Source organism: Pantoea vagans, assembly GCF_001506165.1.
Lineage (GTDB): Bacteria > Pseudomonadota > Gammaproteobacteria > Enterobacterales > Enterobacteriaceae > Pantoea > Pantoea vagans_C.
Window position 1 is genome coordinate 2,921,907 of record NZ_CP011427.1, and the last position, 26,248, is coordinate 2,948,154.

Annotated in this window: 22 protein-coding genes; 12 read left to right on the plus strand and 10 right to left on the minus strand. The window is 56.2% G+C overall.

Translation table 11 applies throughout. From position 1 onward, the window contains the following. Positions 1-108: 108 nt before the first annotated feature. Complete coding sequence (gene ybbP, locus LK04_RS13690; protein WP_039330572.1) at positions 109-2,526, minus strand: putative ABC transporter permease subunit YbbP; 2,418 nt, start codon at positions 2,524-2,526, stop codon at positions 109-111. Then, positions 2,523-3,209, minus strand: a complete 687-nt coding sequence (gene ybbA, locus LK04_RS13695; protein ID WP_039330573.1) for a putative ABC transporter ATP-binding protein YbbA — start codon at positions 3,207-3,209, stop codon at positions 2,523-2,525. The genes ybbP and ybbA overlap by 4 nt, the downstream gene beginning before the upstream one ends. Here ybbA and tesA point away from each other — a divergent pair. The 5 genes from tesA to LK04_RS13720 all read left to right on the plus strand — a co-directional run bounded on the left by tesA (position 3,177) and on the right by LK04_RS13720 (position 6,979). Next, complete coding sequence (gene tesA, locus LK04_RS13700) at positions 3,177-3,803, plus strand: multifunctional acyl-CoA thioesterase I/protease I/lysophospholipase L1 (RefSeq protein WP_197063317.1); 627 nt, start codon at positions 3,177-3,179, stop codon at positions 3,801-3,803. The two genes, ybbA and tesA, sit on opposite strands and share 33 nt — an antisense overlap. 31 nt (positions 3,804-3,834) lie before the next feature. After that, positions 3,835-4,608 carry an SDR family oxidoreductase gene (locus tag LK04_RS13705; RefSeq protein WP_039330575.1) on the plus strand — a complete coding sequence of 258 codons (774 nt, stop codon included), beginning with the start codon at positions 3,835-3,837 and terminating at the stop codon, positions 4,606-4,608. A gap of 79 nt (positions 4,609-4,687) precedes the next feature. Continuing rightward, positions 4,688-5,542, plus strand: coding sequence for a thioredoxin family protein (locus tag LK04_RS13710; RefSeq protein ID WP_039330576.1), 855 nt, complete (start codon positions 4,688-4,690; stop codon positions 5,540-5,542). Between the two features lie 64 nt (positions 5,543-5,606). Next, entirely contained in the window at positions 5,607-6,521 is a 915-nt protein-coding gene (locus LK04_RS13715; protein ID WP_039330577.1) for an SPFH domain-containing protein, read from the plus strand. Further along, positions 6,521-6,979, plus strand: a complete 459-nt coding sequence (locus LK04_RS13720) for an NfeD family protein (protein ID WP_039330598.1) — start codon at positions 6,521-6,523, stop codon at positions 6,977-6,979. Before LK04_RS13715 ends, LK04_RS13720 begins: the two co-directional genes overlap by 1 nt. Here the strand turns inward: LK04_RS13720 and cueR are convergent. Beyond that, the gene (gene cueR, locus LK04_RS13725; RefSeq protein WP_039330578.1) at positions 6,955-7,371 is read right to left on the minus strand and encodes a Cu(I)-responsive transcriptional regulator; all 417 of its coding nucleotides are present in this window, start codon (positions 7,369-7,371) and stop codon (positions 6,955-6,957) included. The genes LK04_RS13720 and cueR overlap by 25 nt on opposite strands. 223 nt (positions 7,372-7,594) lie before the next feature. On the opposite strand from cueR, the gene copA reads away from it, so the two are divergent. The 3 genes from copA to ybaK all read left to right on the plus strand — a co-directional run bounded on the left by copA (position 7,595) and on the right by ybaK (position 11,763). Then, positions 7,595-10,099, plus strand: a complete 2,505-nt coding sequence (gene copA, locus LK04_RS13730) for a copper-exporting P-type ATPase CopA (RefSeq protein WP_039330579.1) — start codon at positions 7,595-7,597, stop codon at positions 10,097-10,099. A gap of 71 nt (positions 10,100-10,170) precedes the next feature. Beyond that, positions 10,171-10,971, plus strand: a complete 801-nt coding sequence (locus LK04_RS13735; protein WP_039330580.1) for a TraB/GumN family protein — start codon at positions 10,171-10,173, stop codon at positions 10,969-10,971. A 312-nt stretch (positions 10,972-11,283) separates the two neighbouring features. Next, on the plus strand, positions 11,284-11,763 hold the full coding sequence (gene ybaK / locus LK04_RS13740; RefSeq protein ID WP_039330581.1) for a Cys-tRNA(Pro)/Cys-tRNA(Cys) deacylase YbaK: 480 nt from the start codon (positions 11,284-11,286) through the stop codon (positions 11,761-11,763). On the opposite strand, the gene LK04_RS13745 is transcribed toward ybaK, so the two are convergent. Then, on the minus strand, positions 11,760-12,629 hold the full coding sequence (locus tag LK04_RS13745; RefSeq protein WP_039330582.1) for a LysR family transcriptional regulator: 870 nt from the start codon (positions 12,627-12,629) through the stop codon (positions 11,760-11,762). The genes ybaK and LK04_RS13745 overlap by 4 nt on opposite strands. 90 nt (positions 12,630-12,719) lie before the next feature. On the opposite strand from LK04_RS13745, the gene LK04_RS13750 reads away from it, so the two are divergent. After that, on the plus strand, positions 12,720-13,151 hold the full coding sequence (locus LK04_RS13750; RefSeq protein WP_039330583.1) for a multidrug/biocide efflux PACE transporter: 432 nt from the start codon (positions 12,720-12,722) through the stop codon (positions 13,149-13,151). A 144-nt stretch (positions 13,152-13,295) separates the two neighbouring features. Here LK04_RS13750 and ushA read toward each other — a convergent pair whose 3' ends face one another. After that, entirely contained in the window at positions 13,296-15,047 is a 1,752-nt protein-coding gene (ushA, locus tag LK04_RS13755; protein ID WP_039330584.1) for a bifunctional UDP-sugar hydrolase/5'-nucleotidase UshA, read from the minus strand. Between the two features lie 163 nt (positions 15,048-15,210). Here ushA and LK04_RS13760 point away from each other — a divergent pair, with 163 nt between their 5' ends. Next, positions 15,211-16,407, plus strand: coding sequence for an MFS transporter (locus LK04_RS13760; RefSeq protein ID WP_039330585.1), 1,197 nt, complete (start codon positions 15,211-15,213; stop codon positions 16,405-16,407). Between the two features lie 221 nt (positions 16,408-16,628). Next, entirely contained in the window at positions 16,629-18,317 is a 1,689-nt protein-coding gene (gene ybaL / locus LK04_RS13765) for a YbaL family putative K(+) efflux transporter (protein ID WP_039330586.1), read from the plus strand. Positions 18,318-18,966: 649 nt separating this feature from the next. On the opposite strand, the gene LK04_RS13770 is transcribed toward ybaL, so the two are convergent. The 4 genes from LK04_RS13770 to LK04_RS13785 form a co-directional block, all read right to left on the minus strand. Then, the gene (locus tag LK04_RS13770) at positions 18,967-20,268 is read right to left on the minus strand and encodes an inosine/guanosine kinase (protein ID WP_039330103.1); all 1,302 of its coding nucleotides are present in this window, start codon (positions 20,266-20,268) and stop codon (positions 18,967-18,969) included. 57 nt (positions 20,269-20,325) lie between these two features. After that, positions 20,326-21,285, minus strand: coding sequence for a ferrochelatase (gene hemH / locus LK04_RS13775; protein ID WP_039330102.1), 960 nt, complete (start codon positions 21,283-21,285; stop codon positions 20,326-20,328). Between the two features lie 191 nt (positions 21,286-21,476). Then, complete coding sequence (gene adk / locus LK04_RS13780) at positions 21,477-22,121, minus strand: adenylate kinase (protein ID WP_039330101.1); 645 nt, start codon at positions 22,119-22,121, stop codon at positions 21,477-21,479. A gap of 152 nt (positions 22,122-22,273) precedes the next feature. Continuing rightward, positions 22,274-23,104, minus strand: coding sequence for a DUF6024 family protein (locus LK04_RS13785; protein WP_039330100.1), 831 nt, complete (start codon positions 23,102-23,104; stop codon positions 22,274-22,276). Positions 23,105-23,294: 190 nt separating this feature from the next. On the opposite strand from LK04_RS13785, the gene LK04_RS13790 reads away from it, so the two are divergent. Next, on the plus strand, positions 23,295-24,164 hold the full coding sequence (locus tag LK04_RS13790; RefSeq protein WP_039330099.1) for a LysR substrate-binding domain-containing protein: 870 nt from the start codon (positions 23,295-23,297) through the stop codon (positions 24,162-24,164). A 104-nt stretch (positions 24,165-24,268) separates the two neighbouring features. Here LK04_RS13790 and htpG read toward each other — a convergent pair whose 3' ends face one another. Continuing rightward, positions 24,269-26,143, minus strand: coding sequence for a molecular chaperone HtpG (htpG, locus tag LK04_RS13795; protein ID WP_039330105.1), 1,875 nt, complete (start codon positions 26,141-26,143; stop codon positions 24,269-24,271). Positions 26,144-26,248 lie beyond the last annotated feature (105 nt).

The window sequence follows — 26,248 nt, forward strand, 5'->3', positions numbered from 1 at the left end:
GTTATCGCTGATAAATGCGCAATAAATTGCGCCGCTACGTTATGAACCATGAAGCTATTCTTAGCCGCCCGCCATGAACGCTTGAAATTAAACGCGACGAGCTACCAATCACGCCGCCTCAAACCTTCTGAACAGCGCCTTGCCCTTCAGCAACCGTACGCCCAACCAGCCACCGCACACTGACAGCAGCAGCGCGCCGCAGATCGGTAACGCGATCCACAACGTCCAGTCTGGCTCCCAAGGGAAATCGAAGATCTTGCGCTGCAAGCCCCATAGCGCTGCTTCCGCACCCAACGCCGCCGCCACGCCCGACACCACGCCGAGCAAGGCAAACTCACACCACAGCGTGCCGCGCAGCAGTCGTTTACTGGCCCCCAGCGTGCGATACACCACCAGCTCCTGTCTGCGCTGGCGCATGCCGACCTGAATCTGCGCCAGCAACAGCAGTACGCCACAGGCGGTGACCAGCACCACCATGATCTCCAGCGCCTGGCTCACTTGCGCCAACACCTGACCGATCTGCTTCAGCATGTTACCCACATCCAGCAAACTGAGCGTCGGGAATGCCCGGTTAAGCTGTGCCAGTAACACCGGATTGTTATCCATGCGGAAGCTGGTGAGCCAGGTTTGCGGCTGTTGATCCAGCGCACCCGGCGGGAAGATAAAGAAGAAGTTCGGTCGCAGACTTTCCCAATCCACTTTACGCAGGCTGGTAATTTTAGCGCTGAACTGCTGCGTATCGCCACTGAAGGTAAGGGTATCGCCCAGCTTCAGGCCCAGGCGATCCGCCAGCTCTCCCTCCATCGACACTTCCCCCGCTTTCGGTGGCCAGGCACCGGCAAGCAACGGGTTGTGATCCGGGCGATCCACCTGCCACGTCAGATTGAGTTCACGGTTAAGGGCATTATCCATTTTCGGATCGGCTTCTTTGCCGTTCAGCTCAGTAAGACGTGCCCGCACAATCGGGTAGAAGGTTTCAGCTTTGACCTGATGCTGGCCGAGGAAATCGCGTACCTGCGGCACCTGCTCCTGCGTCATATTCAGCAGGAAGTAGTTTGGCGCATCCGGCGGCAACTGTTGTTGCCAGCGATCCAGCAGATCGCCGCGCATCACCAGCAGCAGTGCCAGCAACATAAACGACAGCGAAAACGCCGACAGCTGGCTCAGCGTCATGACGGGTTGCCGTAACAAACGGTTGATGGCCAGCCGCATCGCGAGGTTACGCACCACCAGTTTACGCAGCAGCAACAGCGTGCCCCAGCCAAGCAGTGACAGCAGCAGCGCCAGCATCACCACACCGGCCAGCAGCGCCCACAGCATTTTGCTGCCGCCCATCAGCAACGCCAGCAGCGCAATCACCACCAGCGCCATGGCGGGCAGATAAATGCGCAGCGGCCAGACGTTTGCCACCGCATCACGACGCAACACACGCAATGGCTGCGTTGCCATCAACAAACGATAAGGGCGCAATCCCACCAGCAGCGAAATCACAAACATCGCGCCAATCGCCCACAGCCACGGCCAGAAGCTGGCGGCGGGCAGCGCAGCGGGCAGCACCGGTTTGAGCATCACCAACAGGATGATTTCAATCCCCTGCCCCAGCACGCTGCCCGCTATAGCAGCCAGTAACAGCACCGCCAGCCACTGGCCGATGATCAGCCGCTGCAATGCCTGTCGCGTGGCACCCAATGTTTTCAGCACCGCCACCAGATCGTAACGGCTTCGGCAGTAGTGGCTCATCGCCACCGCCACGGCAGCGATCGCCAGCATCAAGGTCAGCAGTGCCGACAGCAGCAAGAATTGCTGTGCGCGCTGCATCGAACGCCCGAGCGCATCCTCTGAATTCTCTACGCTGATCCAGCGCTCACCGGCCTTCAGTTGTGGCTGAATCCAGCTGTCATAGCGCGCCAGCGGGGCCGGATCGCCCGAGAATTTGTAGCGCCAGCTGAGTCGGCTGCCGGGCTGGATCGCGCCGGTTTTCTCCACGTCGGCCAGGTTCATCAGCAGGCGCGGCGCGGTCTGGAAGGGATTGAAGCCGCCATCTGGCTCCTGAATCACCTCACCGGCGATACGCAAGGTGGTGTCACCGACATCAACGTTGTCACCGACTTTGAGATTGAGTAAGGCCAGCAGACGCGGCGCGACTAATACCGTACCCGCCTGAGGTTTTAAGCCGGCTGGATCGGTCTGCAAGGTGCCGAACATCGGATAGGCGTCATCAACGGCTTTGATGTCCGCCAGCTGCGGCGTTTGTTCGGCGAAGGTCATGGTCATAAAGCTGAGCTGGCGGCTCACAGAGAGCCCCTCATCACGCGCTTTATTTAGCCAGGCTTCTGGCGCGGGCGCACTGCTGCGTAAGGTGCGGTCTCCCGCCATAAAGTCTCGGCTTTGCTGGCTAAGTCCCTTCTCCATGCGATCGCTGATTGAACCCAGCGCCAGTACACAGGCCACCGCCAGCGTTAACGCCAGCCAGACAATCAGTAATGATGGTGAGCGCCATTCACGCCAGAACCAGCGCCAAATCATGACTCCTCCCACAGCTTGCCGTCACGCAATCGCAGCCGACGATCGCAACGCGCCGCCAGCTGTTCATCGTGCGTCACCAGAATCAGGGTGGTGGCGAAATCGCGGTTGAGAGAGAAGAGGAGATCGGCGATGCGATCCCCGGTTTTACGATCGAGGTTACCGGTGGGTTCGTCAGCAAACAGCAGGCCGGGGCGTCCGCTAAAGGCACGAGCCAGCGCCACACGCTGCTGCTCGCCCCCCGAAAGTTGCGCGGGCAGATGGTGCAGACGATCCTTGAGCCCCAGTTGCGTCAGCAGTTCCACCGCCTGGGTGCGGCTATCGCGGTCGCTGTCGCCGCGCAGCAGTGCGGGCAGCTGCACGTTTTCCAGTGCGTTGAGGGTCGGCACCAGCATAAAGGATTGAAACACAAAGCCCACTTCACGCGCGCGTAACGCAGCACGCTGCTCTTCGTTCATGCTGTGCAGTGGCTGGCCCAGCAGGTTCACTTCGCCGCTGCTGCCATCATCCAGCCCCGCCAGAATGCCCAACAGCGTTGATTTACCCGAGCCCGACTCACCAATCAACGCAATGGTCTCGGCTGGTTTGACAACCAGCTCAACTCCGGTAAGGATGGTCAGCTGATGCTCTCCTTGACCGACGGACTTAGTAAGATGATGAACTGCAACAATGTTTTCCGCTGGCATTATCCCTTCCTGTTGTTATTGCTTCTGCTGGTGTCTCGCATCGCCGCCGCCGATACCTTGCTGGTACTGGGCGACAGCCTGAGCGCCGGGTATCGCATGTCCGCTACCGCAGCATGGCCCAGCCTGCTCGATAAAACCTGGCAACAGCAGCCCAGAATTATTAACGCCAGCATCAGCGGAGATACCGCCGGACAAGGGCTGGCGCGTTTGCCGGGCCTATTAAAACAGCATCAACCCCGTTGGGTGTTAATCGAATTGGGCGGTAACGACGGTTTGCGCGGCTTCCCACCCCAGAACATCGCCCAGGATCTGAGCAAAGTGATCGACGAAGTAAAAGCCGCCAAAGCACAGCCGCTGCTGATGCAAATTCGTCTACCCGCTAATTATGGACGTCGCTATACCGAGGCGTTCAGTGCGATCTATCCGCACCTGGCACAGCAGTACAACATTCCTCTGGTGCCCTTCTTTATGGAGCAGGTCTATCTGAAGCCGGAGTGGATGCAGCAGGACGGTATTCACCCCAATCCGGATGCGCAGCCGTTTATTGCCAATCTGATGGCGAACGAACTGGCTCCGCTAGTAAAGCAGAATTAATGCAGGCGTGTGATTTATAACAGGTAAAGAAATGCAAAAAACGATTCTTATCACCGGCTGCTCCAGCGGCATTGGCTTAGTGGCCGCGAACGATCTGCTGTCACGCGGGTATCGCGTGATGGCCGCCTGCCGACGTCCTGAGGATGTCGCACACATGGAAGCGCTGGGCTTTATTGGCATTCAGCTCGATCTTGATGACGCGGAAAGCGTGAATGCCGCGGCGGATCGTGTGCTGGCATTATGCGATCACCGCCTGTACGGCCTGTTTAACAATGGCGGATTTGGTCAGTACGGGCCGCTCACCAGCGTGTCACGCGCGCAGCTGGAGAAGCAGTTCTCCACCAATCTGTTTGGCACCCATCAACTGACGATGCGCCTGCTGCCCGCACTGCAAGCCAGCGGAAATGGGCGTATCATCAATACCAGTTCGGTGCTGGGGCTGATTTCCACGCCGGGGCGTGGTGCCTATGCCGCCAGTAAATGGGCTTTGGAAGCCTGGAGCGATGCGCTGCGTATGGAAGTGCGCGATTCTGGCGTGCGGGTGAGCCTGATCGAACCGGGTCCGATTGCCACGCGCTTCACCGACAATGTGCATCAGGGCGAGCAGGATAAACCGGTACGCAACCCTGGCATTGCCGCGCGCTTTACTCTGCCGCCGGAAGCCATTCTGCCGAAGCTGCGCCATGCACTGGAGAGCAACCATCCGCGCCTGCGCTATCCCGTGACCCTGGTCGCGTGGATGATGAGCGTGCTGAAACGCCTGCTGCCGGGTTGGATGTTGGATCGCATATTGCGCAGCAACTAGGCGGCATGCCAGATTTAAACTTGAAGCGGGGCTGCTTGCCCCCATATCCTCAACACACTTTCTGCAAAGAGACGTATTCATGTCACAGGCTTTGATTATCGACATCAACGAATCCAACCTGCAACAGACGCTGGAGCAATCCATGCAGTTGCCGGTGCTGTTTTATTTCTGGTCCGATCGCAGCCAACACTGCCAGGAACTGACGCCGGTTCTGGAGCGTCTGGCGCAGGAATATGCCGGTCAGTTCATTCTGGCCTCACTGGATTGCGATAAAGAGCAGCGGGTGGCAGCACAGTTTGGTCTGCGTTCCATTCCCACCGTGTACCTGTTCCAGAACGGCCAGCCGGTTGATGGCTTCCAGGGTCCGCAGCCGGAAGAGGCGATCCGCGCTCTGCTGCAGAAAGTTCTGCCGCGTGAGGAAGAGCTAAAAGCGCAGCAGGCGATGCAACTGCTCGACGAAGGTAAACCCTTAGATGCCCTGCCGCTGCTGAAAGATGCCTGGCAGCTTAGCAACCAGAACAGCGAAATCGGTTTCCTGCTGGCAGAGGTGCTTATCACCCTCAACCGCAGTGAAGAGGCCGAAACCGTGCTGGCGGTGGTGCCTTTGCAGGATCAAGACACGCGCTATCAAAGCCTGGTGTCACAAATTGAATTGCTGAAACAAGCTGCTGATACACCGGAGATCCAACAACTGCAGGAACAGCTGGCCAGTGAGCCCGCGAATGCTGAGTTGGCTGCTAAACTTGCATTACAGCTGCACCAGGTGGGCCGCAATGAAGAAGCGTTGGATCTGCTGTTCAGCTTCCTGAAAAGCGATCTCAGCGCGGGCGAAGGTCAGGTTCGTAAGATGTTCCAGGAGATTTTGGCAGCCCTCGGCACTGGCGATGCCCTCGCGACTCGTTACCGCCGCCAGCTTTACTCGCTGCTGTACTGATCGGTACCGCGCGTTAAACGGGCCGAAGCGACTCGGCCCGAAAATCTGACAACCAGGAGGTTATATGTTGACTGTGATTCCCGTCATTATCGTGCTCGCGTTAGTGACAGTCTGGGCAGGCGTAAAAATTGTGCCACAAGGTTTTCAGTGGACGGTAGAGCGCTTTGGTCGCTACACCAAAACCCTTCCCCCCGGTCTGAGTTTAGTGGTGCCCTTCATGGACCGCATTGGTCGTAAGATCAACATGATGGAGCAAGTCCTCGATATCCCTTCGCAAGAAATCATCTCTAAAGACAACGCCAACGTCACCATTGATGCCGTGTGCTTTATTCAGGTGGTGGACTCGGCGCGCGCCGCCTATGAAGTCAGCAATCTTGAGCTGGCGATCCTCAATCTCACCATGACCAACATCCGTACCGTGCTGGGTGGTATGGAGTTAGATGAGATGCTGTCGCAGCGCGATAACATTAATACTCGCTTGCTGCACATTGTGGATGAAGCCACCAATCCATGGGGCGTCAAAATCACCCGTATCGAAATTCGCGACGTGCGCCCACCGCAGGAGCTGATTGCGGCGATGAACGCGCAAATGAAGGCGGAACGTACCAAACGCGCTGACATCCTGACGGCAGAAGGCGTGCGTCAGGCGGCCATTCTACGCGCCGAAGGGGATAAGCAGTCGCAAATTCTTAAAGCGGAAGGTGAACGAACCTCAGCCTTCCTGCAGGCTGAAGCGCGTGAACGTCAGGCGCAAGCGGAAGCCAACGCCACACGTGTAGTATCCGAAGCGATTGCCGCCGGAGACATACAGGCGGTGAACTACTTTGTGGCACAAAAATATACTGATGCCCTGCAAAAAATCGGCGAGTCCCACAACAGTAAAGTGGTGATGATGCCACTGGATGCCAGCAGCCTGCTCGGTTCGATTGGTGGTATTAGTGAATTGCTGAAGGAGAGCCGTCAGGAGCGTAAACCGTGATCCTGATGGAACTGATTGCCCATCCACACTGGTTCTGGCTCACCCTCGGCGGCCTGCTATTGGCGGCTGAGATGCTCGGCACCAGCGGTTACCTGCTGTGGAGCGGACTGGCAGCGGTGTTGGTCGGCCTGATCGAGTGGTTATACCCCTTCTCGTGGACCAGCCAGGGTGCGCTGTTTGCCGTCCTAACGCTGCTGTGCGTGTTTTTCTGGTATCGCTGGATGCGTTATCGGGAAGTATCACAACAGCCGAATACCCTTAATCAACGCGGTTCTCAACTTATCGGTATGCAGTTGACGCTGGATAACGCCCTGAAAGATGGCTTAGGCCATGTGCGCATTGGCGACAGCAGCTGGCGCGTGCAGGCCAAGGAAGATCTTCCCGCTGGTACGCCGGTGATCGTGACCGGTGTGGTGGGCATTACGCTGCTGATTCAGCCACGTTTTCCCTCGGCCTGATGGCAGCAGCCTGCCAGATGATTGATAATCGGGCACTCGGCACTGTCATCACCCGGACACGCCTCCGCCAGTTCCAGCAGCCGCGCGCGCATCGCGTGCAGTTCTTCGATGTGCGCGGCGATTTCATCGGCTTTCTTCAGGGTGCGGGCCTTCACATCCGCGCTGTGGCGGGCAGGGTTATTAAACAGCGTCACCAGCTCGCGGCACTCTTCCAGCGTAAACCCGACCTGCCGCGCCTGGCGTAGCAGATTGAGTTCATCAATGTGGTGTGCTGCATAGCTGCGATAACCGTTGTCACTGCGTAACGGGGCCGTCACCACGCCCTTCTCTTCATAAAATCGAATGGCTTTACTGCTCAGCCCGGTCTTTTTTGCTACATCGCTGATGTTCATTTTTCACCTCTTGACCTTCCCCTGAATGGAAGGTTTACGCTTATCTCCATCATAATTCAAGCCCCCTCATGGGGCCTACTCTTGGTACAGGTGCGTTAGCCGCGTGGCTTCACCTCAGTCACTTACATGAGTAAGCGCCTGGGGATTTATCCACTTGCTGCCTTCCTGCAACCCGAATATATGCAGGATGTAATTTTATCACTGACAGATGAAGAGGTTACCTATGTCACATACTCAATTACTGGCACTGGACGGCTTGTCTTGCGGCCACTGTGTCAAACGGGTCAAAGAAGCGCTGGAACAGCGCGACGATGTCGAACAGGCCGAAGTCACCCAGCAGGAAGCGCGCGTCATCGGTGCGGCCAGCGCTGACGATCTGATTGCAACTGTTGAACAGGCTGGCTATCACGCCACAGCGGTAGACAGCCCAAAGCCTAAACCGTTGCCAGCCGTAGCGCCGCCGCCGGAGGCACTGGCAACGGAGCCACATACCCAACCGGCAGCTGAAAACCTTCCTGTCCACCATCTGCTGATTGGCGGCATGAGCTGTGCCAGTTGCGTCAGCCGGGTGGAACAGGCGTTACAAAAAGTGCCCGGTGTCAGTCAGGCTCGCGTCAACCTCGGTGAGCGCAGTGCGCTGGTGCTGGGCGAGGCACCCGCTGATGCGCTGATGAGCGCGGTGATGTCGGCGGGATACTCTGCCGAAGTGATCGATGATGAACAAACGCGGCGTGAACGTCAGCAAGTGAGTGCGCAGCAAGCCATGCGCCGCTTTAGCTGGCAGGCCGCGTTGGCACTGCTGTTTGGTGTGCCACTGATGATCTGGGGCATGCTCGGCGACAACATGATGCTGAGCGACGCCAACCAAACATTGTGGCGCTCGCTCGGCCTCATCACTCTGCTGGTGATGGTGATTGCCGGTGGCCATTTTTATCGCAGCGCCTGGCGCAGTTTGCGTCACGGCACGGCGACCATGGATACTCTGGTTGCCTTGGGCACGGGTGCGGCCTGGCTCTATTCCATGAGCGTGGCGCTGTGGCCCGAGTTTTTCCCGATGCAGGCGCGACATATCTATTTCGAAGCCAGCGTAATGATTGTTGGTTTAATTAACCTCGGACATGCGTTGGAGCAGCGCGCACGCCAGCGGGCATCAAAAGCCTTGGAACGTCTGCTGGATCTGACGCCCGCGCAAGCCCGCGTCATTAGCGATCAGGGCGAAACCTTACTGCCGTTAAGCGAAGTCCAGCCCGGCATGCTGTTGAAACTGGTAACGGGCGACCGCGTGCCGGTGGATGGTGAAGTCGAAAGCGGCGAAGCCTGGTTTGATGAAGCGATGCTGACGGGTGAAGCCGTGCCGCAAGCCAAACAGCCGGGTGATAAAGTCTATGCTGGAACGCTGGTGCAAGATGGCACGCTGCGCTTTGTGGCGCGCGCCACCGGCAGCCATACCACTCTTGCACGCATCATAAATCTGGTGCGTCAGGCACAAAGCAGCAAGCCGGAAATTGGCCGATTAGCGGACCGCATTTCGGCGGTGTTTGTGCCCGTGGTGGTCGCCATCGCCCTGTTGAGCGGTCTGGTGTGGTATCTGGTCGGCCCGCAGCCACAACTCGCCTACACCCTGGTGATCGTCACCACGGTGCTGATCATCGCCTGCCCCTGCGCCCTGGGCTTAGCCACGCCGATGTCGGTGATTGCAGGCGTCGGTCGCGCTGCGGAACTTGGCGTGTTGGTGCGAGACGCCGATGCGCTGCAGCGTGCCAGTGAAGTCGACACCATCGTTTTTGATAAAACCGGCACCCTGACGCGCGGCACACCAGAGGTCAGTGATGTACTGTTGTATGGCGACTGGAATCGTCAGCAACTGCTAAGCGCCGCCGCGCAGTTGGAGCAGGGGTCAAGCCACCCGCTGGCAAAAGCCATTCTGGCGGCAGCGCCAGACATCAACGCGGAGCCCTCAAAGCAATTTCGTACAATACGCGGCAAAGGCATCAGCGCTAAAGTCGCAGGCAGAACACTGTGGCTCGGCAATCAGGCGCTGCTGGACGAACAGCAGATCGATTATTCGGTCGCACAAGCCGATATCGAACGCTTCGCGCAGCAAGGTGCCACGCCGGTGCTGCTGGCGGATAATCGTCAACTGCTGGGTCTTATCGCCCTGCGTGACAGTTTGCGTCCAGAGAGCAAAGCCGCGTTGCAGCGCCTGCATCAGTTGGGGTATCGGCTGATTATGCTGACCGGCGATCACCCGAAAACTGCGCAGGCGATTGCCGCAGAAGCCGGAATTGATGAAGTGATTGCCGGCGTATTGCCCGAAGGTAAAGCGCAGGCGATTAGCCAGCTGCAGCAGCAAGGGCGCAAAGTGGTGATGGTTGGCGATGGCATCAATGATGCGCCCGCTTTGGCACAAGCCGATGTGGGTATCGCCATGGGCGGCGGCAGTGATGTGGCCGTTGAGACCGCCGCTATGACGTTGATGCGCAATGATCTGCACTGCGTGGCCGACGCGCTGGCGATGTCGAGCGCCACCTTGCAGAATATGCGCCAAAACCTACTGGGGGCGTTTATTTACAACAGTTTCGGTATTCCGATTGCCGCTGGCGTGCTGTATCCCTTTACCGGGATGTTGCTCAGCCCGATTGTTGCGGGTGCGGCTATGGCGCTGTCGTCGATTACCGTAGTGAGCAACGCTAACCGTTTGTTGCGGTTTAAACCTTCACAACGTTAATCGCCCTCTCTGCCCTGTTTTTCAGCGAGTGAAATCGCTAGCATGGATTTTTGACTCTAAAAGGACAGGGCATGAGACGCAGTCTGTGGCAAAGCCTTCAGCAACTGGCCGCTACCCTTTTCCCGGCGCGTTACAGCTGGCCGGCGATGGATATGCAATTAGGTGACCGCCGCCTGCATCTGGCTGGCAGCATTCACATGGGTACGCGCGATATGCAGCCGCTGCCCGAGGGGTTATTGCGGCAGCTCAACAAAGCCGATGCGCTGATTGTGGAAGCGGATATCACCCAGGGGGCATCGCCCTTCACCAATGACGATATGCATCCCCCGCTGGCCCTGCGCCTTGATGCAGACGTCCTGCAACGGCTGGATGCCCTGTGTGATGAGCTTTCGCTGTCGATGGGTATGTTTGACACCCTGCCCTTTTGGCAAATCGCCTTGATGCTGCAAGCTCAGCAGGCACAGCGCCTTGGATTGCGGCCACAATATGGCATCGATTATCAGCTGTTAATGGCGGCGAAAGCGGCCAATAAGCGCATCATCGAACTGGAAGGCCCGGAAACGCAAATCGCGTTGTTGAAATCGCTGCCGCAGGATGGCTTGCCGTTGCTGCTGGATACGCTGGAACACTGGCATACCAATGCGCGCTTGCTGCAAACCATGATCAGTTGGTGGTTGGATGCTCCGCCCAGTCAGCAACCGGTGGCGCTACCGACCACTTTTAACAGCGACCTTAATGACACCCTGATGCGTCATCGCAATCAGCACTGGCGTGAATTGCTGCTGGCGCTGCCAAAAGGCCGCTATGTGGTGGCCGTGGGAGCACTGCATCTGTACGGCGAAGACAATCTGCCGGGATTATTGAAATCGTAGCGGCAAGTCCATGGGCGGCCTGAAGGCCTCCCCTACCAGGAATGTGCGGGACTATTGAAATCGTAGCGGCGCAATTTATTGCGCAATCTTTGGATGGGCACGCGGCCAAATGCGCGATATGGGATTGTTTGGAGTGATACATCAACAAAAAAAGAAGGCCAATATCGCTATTGGCCCGTCAAAGAGGAATTTGTTTATGATTTTGGTTATCACCAGGGTTACTGGCGCGGGCCAATTCTCGCGCAAAGTTCAGAATTTCGCCAGTAATTTTCGTCCAATCTGAATTAAGAATTTTTGTCGCAAGGAACGAATATGACACCTGCTGTAAAACTGCTGGAAAAACAAAAGGTCGCATTTACGCTGCATCCTTACGACCATGACAGCCATGAAACCAACTTCGGCGACGAAGCGGTTCGCAAGCTCAATCTGGATGCGCGACAGGTGTTTAAGACCCTGTTGGTGGCGCTCAACGGTGATGCTAAAGCGCTGGCGGTGGCCGTGACTCCGGTTTCTTCCCAGCTCGATCTCAAAAAAGTGGCGAAAGCGCTGGGAGCGAAAAAAGCCGATATGGCCGATCCACAGCTGGCACAGCGCGTAACCGGTTATCTGGTGGGTGGCATCAGTCCTTTAGGGCAGAAAAAACGTCTACCGACGGTGATCGATCATCAGGCGAGCGAATTTGCCACCATCTTTATCTCCGGTGGCAAGCGCGGGCTGGATATTGAACTGGCCGCACAGGATCTGGCGCGGCTGCTGGATGCGAGTCTGGCGGATGTGGCACGTCGCGACTAACTGGGCTGCTGCGCGCACAGTTGATCGATCATCCATCGCCCGGCCGGTCCGGGCGGATTGCGGCGCGACCAGATGACATCCACCGCAATGCGCTGCGGCCAGCCAGGTATCGGCAACTCTTTCAATACCTGATGACCAAACTGCTCCACCAGCCAGCGCGGCAAAACACTCCAGCCGAAGCCCTGCTCTGCCATCTCCAGCAACAGTAAATAGGAGGGGGCTGACCATACGCGCCCGGCAGGCAGCGGTTCACGATTTTGCACCCAGGTATTCAGCCGCAGATGGCGTAGCTCACCCAGTTGCGCTTCACTGACCTGCTTTAACTGCGACAGTGCGTGACCCTGATGCAGATAGATCGCCATCTGCGCCCCAACCTGTAAACGTGCCACCGCCAAATCCGGCGGGAGCTGTGGTTGCGCCCGCACCACGCCCAAATGAACGCGTCCCGCCTGCAACAAGTCGATCGCATCGGCATCCTCGGCGATCATGCACTCAAATTCGATATCCGGATAACGTGATTCAAAACGGTTCAACAGATTTTCATGATGATCCGCCTGCCAGAAATCTGAGATCGCCAGACTCAGCCGCGGCTCCACCCCTTGCGACAGGCGCGCCGCCAGTTCATCCAGCCGCTGGCTGGCCGCCAGAATCTGCTGTACCTGAGCCAGCGCACGTTGCCCCTGTTCCGTTAGCACCGGCTGACGCCCGCTGCGATCAAACAGGGTGAAACCTAAGTCATCTTCCAGATTCGCCACCGCACTGCTGATGGTGGACTGACTTTTCGCCAGTGCGCGTGCCGCCGCCGAAAAGGATCCGCTGGCCACCGTCTGCACAAAGGCCTCTAGGGATTCCGGGGAGTATTTCATGGTGAACCATCGCTTTTATCGATAGGTAATCATTTTATCTTAGCATTTCAGGGTGAGAAAATGCGCGACGTAACCAAAAAGGAGGTTTTTATGCGTACCCGTTCGCTGAAAGAACGTTTTTGTCATGCCGCAGGATTTGAAGTGCTGGCGATTTTAACTGTTGCACCGCTGGCAGCCTGGGTGATGGATAAACCGCTGTTTCAGATGGGCGCGTTGGCGATTATGTTATCGACCGTCGCTATGCTGTGGAACATGATCTATAACAGCGGTTTTGATCGCATCTGGCCGCCGCACGTGAAACGCGGTCTGGGTCTGCGTGCGGTGCACGCGCTGGGCTTCGAGGGGGGCTTCATCGTGATTGGCCTGCCGATTGCGGCCTGGATGCTGAATATTACGCTGCTGGAAGCCTTCGTGCTGGAAGTGGCGTTCTTTCTGTTCTTCCTGCCTTATACCATGGCGTATAACTGGATGTGGGATAAGCTGCGCCAGCGCTGGGTTGGGCAGAAGTCATGCCAGGCATAATCCATCGGTGCGCATAAATGCGCACGCTATAATGACGTGGGGTTAACTGTTACCTATGTGCCCGGTTTGCCAATCTATGATCCCACGCCGAATCCGTATGACGTTGTAGGGTCGCCATTTATGGCGACCAGACGGCGCGGCGGTTTAATTATGCGCCATGCGCGGCCAGATCCACGCCAGGAGGGCCTGCGGATAACTGCGCTTCCTTGGCTTCTCCTGCGTTTTATCCCGCTCCTGCACCTGCGCTTCCGTCAAATGCGTGATCCCTGTGGGTGCATAATCAGCCACTTTAAGCGGTGAGTGCTGGCTGACGTAATCGCGTAGCACGTCGGCATCACGCAGCCCGGTATTGTTAAATCCTGGATGGCTCTCAATCTGCGGATATCCATCGCCGCCGCTGGCGTTAAAACTGTTGGTGGCCATGCGATAGGTTTTGTCCTTTTGCAGCGGTTCGCCATTGATCTTCACATCGCTGACCGCTTTACCATCCGCCACCAGACTGATGTTGCTGAACTGCGCAAAGCCACCGGAGTTGGGTTTGATATTCGCCACGGTCGCGAGATAACTCAGCAACTCGTTGCCGGTTAAGGTGACGGAAACCACCTGATTACCAAACGGTTGTACCTGTAACAGATCGCGCCAGCTCAATTTGCCTTGCGCTAATGAGGTGCGAATACCGCCGCCGCTCATCACCGCAAAATCCGCTTGGGTCGCGGCCATCTGCGCACGCAGAATCAGCTGACCGAGATTGGTTTGTTCAAAGCGCACCTTGTCGCGCTCACCGACAAATACGCCATCGCTGCTGCCCACGCTGACATCCAGCTTCTTCGCGGCACGCAGTTGATATGGCGTCAGCAGTTTCATCATGGCGCTGTTAGGCGGGATCTCTTCCTGCCAGGTGAGCCAGGAAACGCTGCCATCGAGGTTTTTCACCTCATGCTTAAGATTCACCGGGATCAGCTGATAACTGTCCAGCGTCAGCTCACCGTTACGGAAAGTGAAGTCGCCACGTCCGACATATTTGCCCCACTCTTTCGCCTGCATGATCCAAACGCCATTTTGCCGATCGGGCTGGCAGGGCTGGCCCGGCTGATAATCTTTGACGCTGACATTCTCTTTTTCCATGCACACCGCATCCTGCGAGTGGCCGCCAATGATCACATTGATGGTGCCCGGCGGCAGGCTGCGCGCTAACTCCACATCGCCCGGCGCATTGCTACCATGCTGGCCATCGTCGTAATGACCCATGTGGGTTAAGGCCACGATGACATCGGGTTTCTCGCTTGCGCGCAATTCTGCCACCGCTTTTTCTGTCTCTTTCACCGGATCGCGAATATCGATCTCAGCAATATTTTCCGGGTTGGAGATTTTTAGGGTGTCGGTGGTGGTCAGGCCAATCACCGCAATTTTCAAACCCATGCGGTTAAAGATCGCCCACGGCTTAAACAGGCGCTGATCGGTGCCTTTTTGATAGATATTGGCGGAGAGAAACGGGAATTTCGCCCACTTCTGCTGCATTTGCAGCACGCTGAGCGGCTTGTCGAATTCATGATTACCCAGCGCCATGGCATCGTAACCAATCAGGTTCATGCCACGGATATCGGGTTCTGCGTTTAATAAATCGGACTCCGGCACGCCGGTATTCACATCCCCGGCAGAAAGGATCAGTGCGCCGCCGCCCCGCGCCTGCACATCATAACGCTGTTTATCCATCAGCGTTTTCTGCGCGGCCAGGCCGTATTCGCCCTGCGCATTTGGCCAGTAACGGCCATGATGATCGTTGGTGTGCAGAATACTAAAACGATAAGTCCGATCCGTTTGCCAGGCCTGCGCCAGCATCGGCAGTAACAGCACGATCAGCGCTAACCAGCGCCCTTTCCGCGGTAATGACAACAAAGCCGATCTCCTTATTCTGCGTTTTTCCACTTAGCCGTGGACTTAATGTGCTTTATCACTCATCTGTGTCGCACAGATGGCACTTTAACTCAAGACCAAAGGCTTATAGAGTCACTCAGGTATTAACAAACTGATAACGATAAACGCACTCTCAGGATTTTTTATGGCAAGTGAAATCGCAACCCCAGCGCGTGCGCCGGGACGCACTGCTTTTGGCATTTTAGGTGCCATCAGCCTCGCGCATCTGCTTAACGATATGCTGCAATCGCTGCTGCTGGCGATCTACCCAATGCTGCAAAAGGATTTTAGCCTTAACTTCGTGCAGATTGGTCTGATCACGCTGACTTTCCAGGTCACCGCGTCATTACTGCAACCGCTAATTGGCTACTACACGGATAAATACCCAAAGCCTTGGTCGCTGCCAGTCGGCATGGGTTTTACCCTGTGTGGACTGGTGTTATTGACCTTCTCCTCGACTTATCCGCAGGTGCTGCTGGCGGCCGCGCTGGTGGGCAGCGGTTCCTCCGTGTTTCACCCGGAATCTTCTCGCGTGGCGCGTATGGCCTCTGGTGGACGTCACGGACTGGCGCAGTCGCTGTTCCAGGTGGGCGGTAATTTTGGAAGCGCATTAGGGCCACTGCTGGCGGCGATGATCGTCGCGCCTTACGGCAAAGGCCATCTGGGCTGGTTTGTGCTGGTGGCACTGCTCGGCATTATTGTGTTGTTGCAGGTGAGCCGCTGGTACAGCCACCAGCATCGTGCCAGCAAGGCGAAACCCGCCGTTGCACCGGTCAATGTACTGCCGCGCAAGAAAGTCGCTTTTGCCATTAGCATCCTGCTGCTGCTGATTTTCTCCAAATACTTCTATCTCACCAGCCTGAGCAGCTATTACACCTTCTATTTAATGCAGAAATTTGGACTTTCGGTGCAAGCGTCCCAATTCCACCTGTTTGCCTTTCTCGGCGCAGTGGCGGCCGGCACCATTATTGGCGGGCCGATTGGCGATAAAATTGGGCGTAAATACGTGATTTGGTGTTCGATTCTGGGTGTCGCGCCCTTTACGTTGCTGCTGCCGCACGCCAACTTGATGTGGACCAGCGTATTAAGCGTCATCATTGGCTTGATTCTGGCATCGGCGTTTTCCGCCATCCTGGTCTACGCGCAAGAGTTGATGCCAGGACGTATCGGCATGGTTTCAGGGCTGTTTTTTGGGTTTGCCTTTGGAATGGGCGGCCTGGGTGCCGCCGTTCTTGGCGTGGTGGCTGACCACACCAGCATCGAATGGGTATATCAAATCTGTGCCTGGCTGCCTTTGATTGGCCTTTTGACCGCTTTCCTGCCTGATAACCGCCACGCCTGAACCGCTTTTGGGGGGCAATTTTTTTCCATCGCCCCCCCTCTACTCTGCGTAAATCCTGCCGATAGCGTGAGATAACTGAGGAAAATGCTGCTTCAGCTGAGTTTTCTTCTCATTTTTTCAATTTTTTCGCTTTTCACCGCTCAAATGTTTAAACGCGGTGGAGGATTGTGCATTACACTAGGTTGTTACAAGCGGATACATTTGCATACAAGGAGACAGGCATGCATCACACCACACCGTTGATCACCACCATTGTCGGGGGCCTGGTCCTCGCCTTTCTCCTTGGTATGCTGGCGAATCGTCTGCGTATTTCTCCGCTGGTGGGCTATTTACTGGCTGGCGTGCTCGCCGGTCCTTTCACGCCAGGTTTTGTCGCCGATACCAATCTTGCCCCCGAGTTAGCCGAACTGGGCGTCATTCTGCTGATGTTTGGCGTCGGTCTGCACTTTTCCCTGAAAGATTTAATGTCGGTAAAGTCGATCGCCATTCCCGGTGCTGTCGCGCAGATTGCGGTCGCCACGCTGCTGGGGATGGGGCTTTCCTGGGCCATGGGCTGGTCCTGGATGACCGGCTTAGTGTTTGGTCTGTGCCTCTCGACCGCCAGTACCGTGGTGTTACTGCGTGCGTTGGAAGAGCGCCAACTGATTGACAGCCAGCGCGGACAAATCGCCATCGGCTGGCTGATTGTCGAAGATTTAGTGATGGTGCTGACGCTGGTGCTGCTGCCCGCGATTGCCGGCATGCTGGAGGAAGGGAACGCCAGCCCGACGCTGCTACTGTGGGATTTGATGCTGACCATCGGCAAAGTCGTCGCCTTTATGGTGCTGATGATGGTAGTTGGCCGCCGCGTGGTGCCATGGATTCTGGCCAAAAGTGCCGCAACCGGCTCGCGTGAACTCTTTACCTTGTCGGTGCTGGCACTGGCATTGGGCATCGCCTTTGGCGCAGTGGAATTCTTCGATGTCTCCTTTGCGCTCGGCGCCTTCTTTGCCGGTATGGTGCTGAATGAATCTGAACTCAGCCATCGCGCCGCCCACGACACACTCCCGTTGCGCGATGCGTTCGCGGTGCTGTTCTTTGTCTCCGTCGGCATGCTGTTTGACCCGATGATATTGATCGAACAGCCACTCGCCGTGCTGGGTGCGCTGGCAATCATCGTGCTGGGTAAATCCATCGCCGCCTGGCTGCTGGTCACCCTGCTCGGCCACTCACGCCGCACTGCTATGACCATTTCCGTAAGCCTGGCGCAGATTGGTGAGTTCGCCTTTATCCTGGCAGGTCTGGGGATTTCGCTCGGCATGCTGAGTGATGAGGGCCGCAATCTGGTACTGGCTGCCGCGATTCTCTCCATTATGCTGAACCCGATTCTGTTCACCCTGCTGGAACGTTATCTCGAGAAGACTGAAACCATCGAAGAGCAGACGCTGGAAGAGGCCATTGAAGATGAGAAACAGATTCCAGTGGATATCTGCAACCATGCGGTGATCGTTGGTTACGGACGCGTGGGAAGCTTGCTGGGGCAGAAATTACTGGAAGCGGATGTGCCGTTGGTGGTGGTGGAAAACTCTCGACCACGCGTCGAAGCGCTGCGCGAGCAAGGTATCAAAGCGGTGCTGGGCAATGCGGCACGTGTTGATACCATGGAATTAGCCCGACTCGATTGCGCCCGCTGGCTGCTGCTGACCATCCCGAATGGCTATGAAGCGGGTGAGATCGTTACCGCCGCCCGCGAGAAACGCCCGGATATCGAGATCATTGCGCGCGCGCATTATGACGATGAAGTGAATTACATCATTGAACGCGGTGCCAATCGCGTGGTGATGGGCGAACGTGAGATTGCCAACAGTATGTTGAACGTGTTGCAGGAAGAGATTGCCGAGCAACCGATTGTGCGTGAGTGCCCGATTTAATTTGGCGCCGTTATTAAACAGGTCGCCATAAATGGCGTAAGTCTCGTCAGTTAAGCGACTGACGATAACGCCGTCTGGGGTCGCATCGGGGCAGGCGGTCCTAACGCCGCTACGCGGTACCTCCACTTCATTCGTCTGCCTTACGGACCGGTGCCGATGGAACATCCATGTTCCAGCGCCACCTTTCGCCCGCGTCCTGCGGGCTCTCCTGGCATACTCACGCCGTTCAGCGCTGCGGAATGCCTGCCCCGATGCGACCCCAGCCAGCTCATCAGCTTCAGTGCGGGTTGTCAAAAAGGGCACATTGCCTGAAGCTCTGACGCCTCTGCTGCCCCCTCAGGGTTATCCGCAGCGCTGAGACTTTTACGTTGGGCCAGGAGCCCCACGCGGGGAGGCGTGGGGCAGTTCGCGGCCGACCATGGATGGTCATCCGCGAACGGTCCGTCCGGCACGACGTGGAAGTCGAAGGTACCGCTTTAGCGGCGCGAGGACGGCCCAGAGGGGGCAGCAGAGGCGGCAGAGCCCGCACAGAAAAGACAGGCCACTTATCAATAAGCAGCCTGAGTCCTTAACTGACAAGCATTACGCCATAAATGGCGACCCTGGAAATTCAATCACGAAGGGTGCGCATTGATGCGCACCGGTTTCATTATCGATCCCAATACGACTCTTCTAAACTGTCTTCCCTTTCCGGCAGGCCGCGCGTCAGGCGTGGAGAGTGCTGATTAAGCACCTGATAACTCACCCGGTTCGCATACTTACATACCTGCGCCAGCGACGAATAAGTGAGATATTCGCGCGCATGCTTGCTGGAGTTCGGGACTTTCTGGCGATGGAAATTGTTGGCGGTGATATCGTGCAGCAGCGCCGCTAACGCACCATCACCCGCACCGTTGGTGTTCATGATCTTCTCGGGTCCGCCCATGTAAGGCGCTATATGCGAGAAAATACGCAATGGCTGCTGGCAATCCTGGTGTCGCATCGCACGGCTGAATTCATACTGGTTGAACTCGGCAATCGCTCCCGGCAGCAGCGGATGGTTGGTTTTACGCTTGAATGCTTCCTCGGTGAAACCCGCCATATACAAGCCGGTTGGTCCGGCGGTACACAGCACCAGATCCACCCAATCCAGCGCCATGTTCGATGCCAGCAGCGGATCCTGTTCACCGGTTAAGGCAAAGGCCTCTTCTTCGTTCATCGCCACAATCGAAATGTGGTCACGCAGGAAATCACGCCAGAACTCAGGGTTATCCTGAATCACGTATTTGGTGCCCAGCGTCAACACCACCGGCACGTTATACTTTTTCGCGTATTCAATGGCGCGCAGCGTCGCGTCAGGCATCGGTTCGCCGGGTTGGCAACGCACCAGATATGAGGTCAGTACCAGTGCTGAAGCACCGGCAATCATCGCTTCTGGAATGCTGTCAGCCTTGAGTTGGTTCATCAAGCCGGGGCTAATGGCAAAGGTGCGTTCGCCCTGCTCGCCAATCAGCGTAAAGCAGCGGCCAATCGCGCCATCGACGCCTTGCAAATAATTGAGATCCATACGGCTGGAGGTATTGCACAGATAGCGATAGGCGTAGCCACCAATCTGGATGTTATTACACATCACGCCAAGCAGCACCGAACGATCGTCCGCGAGAACAGAGTAGTTGTGTAGCGTATTGCCGATGGTGCCACCGGCAAATTGATGGCTGATCAGCCCTTCACGCATCAGTTCGTCATACAAGGCTTCGGCGGTGGCATCGTCAATCACCAGTGAATGACCGGCGCTCAAGCCATAGCGCTGTAAGAAAGCGTCATCGACTTTAGCCTCAATATCCACCAGCGTTTGGTCGATACCGGCCACCCAACTGCCCTCTTCCTGCTCTTGAGGCGTGGCTTGCAGCAGCGGGTCGCGCGCGTTGACGGGGAAATAGTGTTTGGATTTGCGTTTGCCGGGAAATTTCATCGTGGCTGCCGTAAGGGAAATCTGACAGAGAATGATATCACACTCTCTGTCATCACTTTATCGGCGTGCGTTAACCAGTTGTACCATCATCTCGATGTGCTCGTCATCGGCGTTGAGCGCAGGAATATATTCAAACTTCTCGCCGCCCGCATGCAGGAAGAACTCACAGTTCTGCTCGCTGATCTCTTCCAGTGTTTCCAGACAGTCTGCGGCAAACCCTGGACTCATTACCTGCACATGCTTGATGCCTTTGGCTGGCAAACCTTGCATGGTTTCGTCGGTGTACGGCGTTAACCACGGCTCACGGCCAAAGCGTGACTGGAACGTCATCATGATTTTATGCGGCGCAATGCCCAACGCGGCGGCCAGCGCATCCGTGGTGTCTTTACAACGCAGCGGATAATCATCGCCTTCGTCCGCAAAGCGCTGCGGAATGCCATGATAAGAGAGCACCAACAGATCCGGTTCGCCGTGCAGCGCAAAGGAGCGCTCTACCGAGGCTTTCAGTGCCGCGATGTAGGCAGGATGCTCTGCATAATCGCGGATAAAGGCAACGCTTGGCAACGAACGCAGCGGTTTGAAGCTGGCGGCCAGGCCATCCCACACTGCAGCGACCGTGGAGCAGGAGAACTGCGGATAGAGCGGCAGCACAATCAGTTGTGTGACGCCCTGCGCCAGCAAACGCTGCACCGCACCGTCAAGACTCGGTTGGCCGTAGCTCATCCCCAACTCAACCGGCATATCCAGCCGCTGCGCGAGCGCATCTCGCTGACGTTTACTGAACACCATCAGCGGCGAGCCCTCTTCCATCCAGACGGACGCGTAGAGTTTGGAGACGCGCGGCGATCGGAACGGCAGGATGGCAAAATTCAGGATCGGCCACCACAACCAACGTGGCGTATCCACCACGCGCGGGTCGCCAAGGAATTGTTTCAGGTAGCGCTTAACAGCTGGTGTAGTGGGTGCATCTGGTGTGCCTAAATTAACCAGCAAAACCCCGGGCTTTTCTTGCCTCATTGTATTTCCTTGATGTCGAAACGAATGGGTCAAAATCGAGGGAAATTGTAGCGGAAATCGTGGGAGGGGAAAGCAATTGCTGCAAAAGGGCCGGACAACCGACCCTTTATAGCACAACCCTTAATCATTCAAATGGCAGGAAGGTGGCAAACGAGAGCAGCCAACGCGCCTGCACATTGAAGTATGTCGGGTTAACCGAGAATACCGGCCAGTTGCGTGCTCACTTCAGCAACCTTACGGGTGCCATCGATCTTGTGATACTGGGTGTTACCGTCTGCTGCTTCTTTGCTGTAGTAAGCAATCAGCGGTGCAGTCAGCTGATGGTATTCCACCAGACGCTTACGCACGGTTTCTTCCTGGTCGTCTTTACGCGTGGTCAGCTCTTCGCCGGTCACATCGTCTTTACCTTCCACTTTGGGTGGGTTGTAAGTGACGTGATAAACGCGGCCAGACGGCGTATGTACGCGACGTCCCACAATACGATCCACAATCAGTTCGTCCGGTACAGCAAACTCCAGCACGAAATCCACGTTGATGCCTGCTTCTTTCATGGCGTCAGCCTGCGGGATAGTGCGTGGGAAGCCATCGAGCAGGAAACCGTTTTTGCAGTCTTCCTGCGCGATACGCTCTTTAACCAGCGCAATCACCAGCTCGTCAGTCACCAGTTTACCGGCATCCATGATGGCTTTCGCCTGTTGGCCCAGTTCGGTGCCTGCTTTTACTGCCGCACGCAACATGTCACCGGTGGAGATTTGCGGAATACCGTATTTCTCCATGATGAATTGAGCCTGAGTGCCTTTACCTGCGCCCGGTGCCCCGAGCAGAATAATACGCATTGCGTAATTCCCCTTGCGAATCGCATTGATCAATCTGAGAAGGCCAAGAACATACCATTATGACCCGCGCACCACAAGGAAACGGGCGCGCTTCCGATGAAAGGTTTCACTTTGACCTGCTTTGACAGCCAACACCAGCGGAGCGCCCATTTTTAGGAATTGCGGCTAAGGCTTAACACTTCTTTAAGGCGTTTTTTCAGTGTCGGCGTCATATTTTGGTTCTTATTGACGCTGCCGCGTACGCTGGCATGCAACCGCAGACGCTGCTGAGTCGGCAACAGCTGCATATCCTGCGGTAATTCGGCCAGCTTCAGGCCTGCAGGTAGCGGGAACAGCGCGAACGGCAGCCCGTGTTGCTGAATCGATTGCAGCTCAACGGGGGCATCAAGTGTGATGTTATCCACGCTTGCGATGTTAAACGGCCGCCAGTCGCTATTTTCCATTAATATCAGCGCCTGATCCAACGCCTCACCAAACGCCAGTCCCTGCTCGAACAAGCGCAGCTCACTGCGTACCAGCGTACTGAAATCGTTGGTTTTCAGGGCGATAAGCACCAGGTCACTGCTCAATGCCGCGTGGCGGTCAAGACGCGTCACAAACAAACGCGCATCGCTCACTAAACGTTTGTGTAGCAAGGTAGCAAAGGATTCGGATGCATCCGTCACGCCCTGGCTTTGGCACTCAGCCAGTGTTCGCACGCGGCCCTGTTGCATATCTACGTGCTCAATAAAGGCGATATTGCCGGCCATCATGGGTAATGAAGGCAGTACGCTGAGTTCGCTAACGGGATAGTGCGAGGCATAGCGTGTTTGGTTGCGTGCCTGTTCCTGACGCAGGAATAGCTGTGAGAGCAGCACCCGTGCAATATGCAGAGAGGGTGCAAAAAAGAGGTCGTAATTTTCCAGCCGGTAATGACGGGATAGCAAGCCGCGAAGTCGATCGCGCGCTGCCGCCGCCCTGGCAGTAGCATGTTGGTGATCCATCGCGAGAGGTTTCTCTATTATTATGATGCTGTGTGTGGTCGCGAATTGAGGGGCACATTAGCCGCGTTAAACACAGAGAAGGCCTTCCGTCAACCCGCCAGAATCTGGGGGAAAGGTTAGGCCAATGCGGCTGGACATTAAAATGATATAAACTGACAATCCCTGTTAGGTTTTTACACAGGGGATGAGTATGACCGCGCTTCCGTCGTTACGTGCACTGCACTATTTTCACCAGGCAGCCCTGCACAGCAGTTTCAGCGTTGCGGCCGAGCGTCTGCATGTGACTCATAGCGCCATCAGTCATCAGATTCGACAGCTGGAAAGCTGGATGGGTAAGCCTCTGTTTGTGCGCACCAATGGACGTGTCAAATTAACCTCACACGGCGAACGTTTGCTGGTGAGTTGTCAGAAAGCCTTTAGTGAACTCTCGACGACCTGCGAAAGTATTCGCACCGGCATGCGCCATCACCTCAGCGTCTCTTGCGCACCGAGTTTCCTCGCGCAATGGCTGATCCCACGTATTAGCAGTTTTTATCAACGCTATCCGGATATCGAAGTCCAGTTTCAGCCGCTGGGCGAAATCGACCATCTGCGCAGCGAGCATACCGATTTGCTGATTCTCAGCTATGAGCAAACGCCGGATGAGGATATCGATGCCACGCTGATCAGCGATGATTACATTGGTCCGCTCTGTGCGCCTCAGTTCGCAGCACGTTTTCAAAGCGAGCAGGATTTGGCTTCGCTGCCGTTGCTGCATGCCGATACGCGCCTGCACGCCTGGGCGGAATGGGCGAAAACCAGCGGTGCTCGCGGCAATTTTTGGGTTGGTAAGCATTTCGATAATCTGACGTTAGGGATTCAGGCGGCGAGAAATGGCTTGGGTGTGATCATGGCACCGCGTTTGCTGGTAAGGCAGGAGTTGAGTGACGGGACGCTGATTGCGCCTTTAGGCTTTGTGCGCGCGGATCGTGCCACCTGGATGATGACCAAGCTGTCGCGGCAGCATGATGCCGAGATCACCTTGTTCCGGGATTGGTTGCGGGACCAGGCACTGCATTAAAAAAGGTCGTCATAAATGACGACCCTACGAATTCATTTCATACCAAACGCACTGGCTTGTGTAGGGTCGGCATTCATGCCGACCTGGTCAAGCATCGCGCCCGATTACGCCGTCAGTAGCTGGTTCATACGACGTATAAACTGGTTCGGATCGTCCAGCGTGCCGCGTTCTGCCAGCAACGCCTGATCCAGCAACAGCTCAACCCATTCAGCAAAGTGCGCCTCATCGTGGGTATCCGCCACACGTTTCACCAGCGTATGCTCGGGGTTGATCTCGAAGATGTACTTCACATCCGGCACTTCCTGACCCGCCGCCGCAAACAGCTTCGCCATCTGAGTAGTCATTTCATTGGCATCAGTGGTGACAATCGCTGGGGTGTCGGTCAGACGATGCGTCAGACGCACCTCTTTCACGCGCTCGCCGAGCAACGTTTTCACACGCTCAACAAAGGGCTCCAGCGCTTTTTCCGCTTCTTTCTGCTCTTCGGTCTCTTCATCCGCCAGTTTGCTCAGCGATTCATCCGCCTTGCTCACAGACTGGAAGGACTTGCCGTCGAACTCGGTCAGGTAGCTCATCATCCACTCGTCGATACGATCGGACAGCAGCAATACCTCGATGCCTTTTTTGCGGAACAGTTCCAGATGCGGGCTGCTCTTCGCGGCGGCATAGCTGTCCGCGGTGATGTAGTAAATCTTCTCCTGCCCTTCCACCATACGGCTCAGGTAATCTTCGAGCGAAATAGTCTGCTCTGCGCCTTCACTCTGAGTAGTGGCAAAACGCAGCAGCTTGGCAATCGCCTGCTGGTTGGTGTTGTCTTCTGCTGGGCCCTCTTTCAGCACCAGACCGAACTCTTTCCAGAACTGCTGATATTTCTCAGCATCATCCTTTGCCAGTTTTTCCAGCATCTGCAGGCTACGCTTGGTCAGCGCGGCTCGCAGGCTTTGTGTCACGCGGCTATCCTGCAGGATTTCACGGGAGACGTTGAGCGGCAGATCGTTGGAATCGATCAGGCCACGCACGAAGCGCAGATAGTTCGGCATGAACTGCTCGGCATCGTCCATGATAAATACGCGCTGCACGTAGAGTTTCAGGCCGTGCTTGCTGTCGCGGTTGAACATGTCGAACGGCGCACGCTGCGGAATATACAGCAGGCTGGTGTACTCCTGCTTACCTTCTACGCGGTTGTGGCTCCAGATCGCCGGGTCGCTGAAATCATGGGCGATGTGTTTGTAGAACTCGTTGTACTCTTCATCGCTGATTTCTGACTTGTTACGCGTCCACAGCGCCTGGGCTTTGTTGATCTTCTCCCAGGTGGTGGTGTCGTTCTCTTCGTCTTTGGTTTCGATCTCAACCGGCAAGGCGATGTGATCGGAGTATTTGCTGATCACATTACGCACGCGCCATGCATCAAGGAAATCATCCTCGCCTGCGCGGAAGTGCAGCGTAATTTCGGTACCGCGATCGGCCTTCTCGATTTCAGCCAGGGTATATTCACCCTCACCCGCTGATTCCCAGAACACCGCTTCATCGGCTTTAGCACCGGCCGCACGGGTGCGCACGGTGACTTTATCGGCCACGATGAAGGCCGAGTAGAAGCCCACGCCAAACTGGCCGATCAACTGGCTGTCTTTCGCCTGATCGGAGCCCATGGATTCGAGGAACGCTTTGGTGCCCGATTTAGCAATGGTGCCGAGGTTCTCAATCACCTCATCACGACGCATACCGATGCCGTTGTCGCTCAGGGTCAGAGTGCGATTGTCCTTATCGACCGAGATACGCACGCGCAGGTCGCCATCGCCTTCATACAGATCTGGCGTAGACAGTGCGCGGAAGCGCAATTTGTCGGCGGCATCGGAGGCGTTGGAGATCAGCTCACGCAGGAAAATCTCTTTGTTTGAATAGAGGGAGTGGATCATCAGGTGCAGAAGTTGTTTTACCTCTGACTGGAAGCCACGCGTCTCTTGTCCTTTCATGGTCATTGCTACCTCAACTAAATCAGGGTTGATCATACCCCCTTCATACTTCAAGTCGCAGGCGCTTTGGCTGCATCTTGAATTATTTTGGGTATAGGTTGAGAAGGAAAT